This is a genomic window from Bradyrhizobium genomosp. III (assembly GCF_000261705.1).
Lineage (GTDB): Bacteria > Pseudomonadota > Alphaproteobacteria > Rhizobiales > Xanthobacteraceae > Bradyrhizobium > Bradyrhizobium ottawaense.
On record NZ_AJQF01000023.1, the window covers coordinates 1 to 3,692 of the forward strand.

3 protein-coding genes and 2 pseudogenes are annotated in these 3,692 nt (G+C 65.5%); 4 read left to right on the top strand and 1 reads right to left on the bottom strand.

Annotation, left to right across the window (positions count from 1 at the left end; genetic code table 11):
* From IC66_RS0102150 to gmk, 4 genes and pseudogenes are all read left to right on the top strand, one after another.
* Positions 1 to 374, top strand: a pseudogene (locus IC66_RS0102150) (beta-ketoacyl-ACP synthase II); the annotation flags it as partial.
* Positions 375 to 499: 125 nt separating this feature from the next.
* Positions 500 to 1,774, top strand: a complete 1,275-nt coding sequence (gene mltG, locus IC66_RS0102155; protein WP_028145022.1) for an endolytic transglycosylase MltG — start codon at positions 500 to 502, stop codon at positions 1,772 to 1,774.
* Positions 1,775 to 1,888: 114 nt separating this feature from the next.
* On the top strand, positions 1,889 to 2,776 hold the full coding sequence (locus tag IC66_RS0102160) for a YicC/YloC family endoribonuclease (RefSeq protein ID WP_038946510.1): 888 nt from the start codon (positions 1,889 to 1,891) through the stop codon (positions 2,774 to 2,776).
* A 3-nt stretch (positions 2,777 to 2,779) separates the two neighbouring features.
* Positions 2,780 to 3,439: a guanylate kinase gene (gene gmk, locus IC66_RS0102165; RefSeq protein WP_038946511.1), complete on the top strand. Its 660-nt coding sequence runs from the start codon at positions 2,780 to 2,782 to the stop codon at positions 3,437 to 3,439.
* On the opposite strand, the pseudogene IC66_RS43095 reads toward gmk, so the two are convergent.
* A pseudogene (locus tag IC66_RS43095) lies at positions 3,372 to 3,692 on the bottom strand (hypothetical protein); the annotation flags it as partial. The gene gmk and the pseudogene IC66_RS43095 sit on opposite strands and share 68 nt — an antisense overlap.

The following is a 3,692-nucleotide window of genomic DNA, read 5'->3' on the forward strand; positions in this document are numbered from 1 at the left end:
CCGGCCTGACCGCCTCCGATCTCGACTACATCAACGCGCACGGCACCTCGACGCCGCTCGGCGACGAGATCGAGCTCGGCGCCGTCGAGCGTCTGCTTGGCAATGCCGCCTCCAAGGTTGCGATGTCCTCGACCAAATCGTCGACGGGTCATCTCCTCGGCGCGGCCGGTGCGATCGAGGCGATCTTCGCCATTCTCGCGATTCGCGATAATGTCGTGCCGCCGACGATCAACCTCGACAATCCGTCGGTGGAGACTGCGATCGATCTCGTGCCGCATACGGCGAAGAAGCGTGAGGTCAACGTCGCCCTGTCGAACTCGTTTGGTTTTGGCGGTACCAATGCGTCGGTGATCGTCCGGCGCCTCGCCAGTTAGTTTAAGTTTGAGACGAATCCACCGTTTTGCCGTATTCGGCGATAGTCATGGAAGTGGGCGCGTGCATTTGGCAGGGCAAGCGATTGTCGGGCCGCGATTGAACCGGCAGGATTCAGGTTGTTTCGATGAGTGAAAGGCCGCCCATTTCGCCCCGGAGTCCGCGGGCAGCGCTCGAGCCCGAGCAGGTCCCGCCGCCGCCGAAGCGATCGGACCGTGCGCGCAATCCTTTCGTGGTCGTCGGCAACGCCATCATCACCCTCCTGCTGATCGCCATGCTCGGCGCCGGCGGCATCTATTATTACGGCCGGCAAGTGCTCGAGGCGCCCGGGCCGCTCAAGGATGACAAGATCGTCAACATCCCCCAGCGTGCGGGCAAGCGCGACATCGCCGAGACGCTGAACCGGGAAGGCGTGACCGACATCAACCCGTGGGTGTTCATCGCCAGCGTTGCCGCGTTGAAGGCGAGCTCGGACCTCAAGCCGGGCGAATATTCGTTCCAGAAGAACGCATCGCTGCGCGACGTCATCGCCACCATCGTCGAGGGCAAGGTGGTGCAGCATGCCGTCACGATTCCGGAGGGTCTGACCTCCGAGCAGATCGTGGCGCGCCTGTCCGACAACGACATCTTCACCGGCAGCGTGCGCGAGCTGCCGCGCGAGGGCACGCTGCTGCCCGAGACCTACAAATTCCCGCGCGGCACCCCGCGTGATCAGGTGGTCCAGCGCATGCAGCAGGCGCACAAACGCGTGCTCGCCGAGATCTGGGAGCGCCGCAATCAGGACATTCCGGTCAAGACGCCGGAGCAGCTGGTGACGCTCGCCTCCATCGTCGAGAAAGAAACCGGAAAGCCCGACGAGCGCAGCCGTGTCGCCGCGGTGTTCACCAACCGGCTGAAGCAGCGGATCAAGCTGCAGTCGGATCCGACCATCATCTATGGCCTCGTCGGCGGCAAGGGCACGCTGGGCCGCCCGATCAAGCGCAGCGAGATCACGCAGCCCTCGCCCTACAACACCTATGTGATCGAGGGCCTGCCGCCGGGTCCGATCGCCAACCCCGGCCGCGCCTCGCTGGAAGCCGCCGCCAATCCGGCCCGCACCCGCGACCTCTTCTTCGTCGCCGACGGCACCGGCGGGCACGCCTTCACCGAGACTTACGACGCCCATCAGAAGAACGTCGCCAAGCTCCGCGCCATGGAAAAGCAGATCCAGAACGACACGGTGGAGCCGGCCGAGGATGCGCCGCCGCCCGCCGCCGTCGCACCCGGAGCTGCCGATACACCGACGGCGACCACGCCGGCCCGGCCCAACCAGCAGAAAAAGCCGCCGGCGGCACGCCCCGCCGCTCCAGCACCGGCGCGGCAGGGCGCGGTGCAGCCCTCGCCGCCGGTGGTCCAGCGCTAGGCGCGTTGCAGACCTGCTTGCCGGCTTTGCGGATTCCACTTTCCTGCAAAATAGTCTTAAGTTTCGCGTGGCTTGATGCCTCGCGAATCCCGTGTTTCTGGAGAATTTGACCTGATGGCGCTGTCGTCCATGACCGGCTTTGCGAGATGCCACGGCGCTAGCGGGCCGTACACCTTCGAATGGGAATTGAAGTCGGTCAACGCCAAGGGCTTTGACCTCAGGGTGCGGCTGCCGCAGGGGTTCGACGAGCTCGAGGCCCACGCCAAGAAACGCGCCGGCGAGCTGCTGTCGCGCGGCACCGTCTACGCCAATCTCACCGTCAAGCGCGCCAATGCCGCAGCCTCTGTCCGCGTCAACGAGGACGTGCTCAACGCCGTGCTGAAGGCCGCCGCCATGATCGCCGGCAAGGTCGACGCGGTGGCGCCGAGCATCGACGGCCTGCTCGCCATCAAGGGCGTCGTCGAGGTTGCCGAGCCCGAGGGCGAGGAGGAGGAGGACAAGGCCGCGCGGATCGCCGCCGCCGAGGCTTTCGACAAGGCGCTCGCCGATCTCGTCGAGATGCGCAAGCGCGAGGGCTCGTCGCTCGGGCAGATCCTGACCCAGCGGGTCGACGAGGTCGAGCAATTGGCGAAGAGGGCGGAAGCCGCGCCCGGCCGCAAGCCGGAGGCGATCAAGGCCAGGCTCGCCGAACAGATCGCGAGCCTGCTCGACACCTCCGACCGTTTCGATTCCGACCGCCTGATGCAGGAGGCGATCCTGATCGCCACCCGGGCCGACATCCGCGAGGAGCTCGACCGCATTGCTTCCCACATCGCGCAGGCGCGCGAGCTGATCGGCAAGGGTGGCCCGATCGGCCGCAAGCTCGACTTCCTCGCGCAGGAGTTTCACCGCGAGGTCAACACCTGCTGCTCGAAGTCGAACGACATCGAGCTGACCAATACGGGCCTCGCCATGAAGAACGTGGTCGAGCAGTTCCGCGAGCAGGTCCAGAATCTGGAGTGATCGATGACGAGCGGCGGTCACGGAACTGACGGTGTCGAGCGGCGCGGATTGATGTTCGTGCTGTCCTCGCCCTCGGGCGCGGGCAAGACGACGCTGTCGCGTCTTTTGATCGACCGCATGTCCGGCCTGAAAATGTCGGTATCCGCGACCACGCGGCCGATGCGGCCGGGCGAGGTCAACGGCAAGGATTATCTGTTCGTCGACAAGCCCCGCTTCGAGGCGATGGTGAAGGGCGATGAGCTGCTGGAATGGGCCACCGTGTTCGACAACAGCTACGGTACGCCGCGCAGCCCCGTCGAAGCCGCGCTATCGTCCGGGCAGGACGTGCTGTTCGACATCGACTGGCAGGGCACGCAGCAGCTGCGCGAAAAAGCCCGTGCCGACGTCGTCAGCGTCTTCATCCTGCCGCCCTCGGCCGGCGATCTCGAAAAACGCCTGCATTCGCGCGCGCAGGATTCCGACGAGGTCATCCGCAAGCGCATGAGCCGAGCCAGCCACGAGATGAGCCACTGGGCCGAGTACGACTACATCGTGATCAATCACGACGTCGACGAGGCCTTTGCCGAGGTGCAGTCGATCCTGAAGGCCGAGCGCCTCAAGCGCGAGCGGCGGATTGGCCTCGTTGGTTTCGTACGAGCTCTGCAAGCTCAGCTTCAGGGCTAGGCTGCGGCAGCCGCGGCCCTTGCTTCGCCAGCCGTTCCAGCATCGCGGTGATCACGTCGACGTCGACGGCTTCCCCAGCCTGCGCATCTACCTGAGCATCTTCATGGCGATCGACGGGCTCTTCGTCGGCCGTATCTTTGACCGCGAGCCGGGGCGCCGATGCCTCGATCTCGAACTTTCCGTTGAAGATGTCGGCCTTGTCGAGCTCGGCGGCCTTGTTGCGAATGGACGCGGATTGCGCCGCGATCCTGCC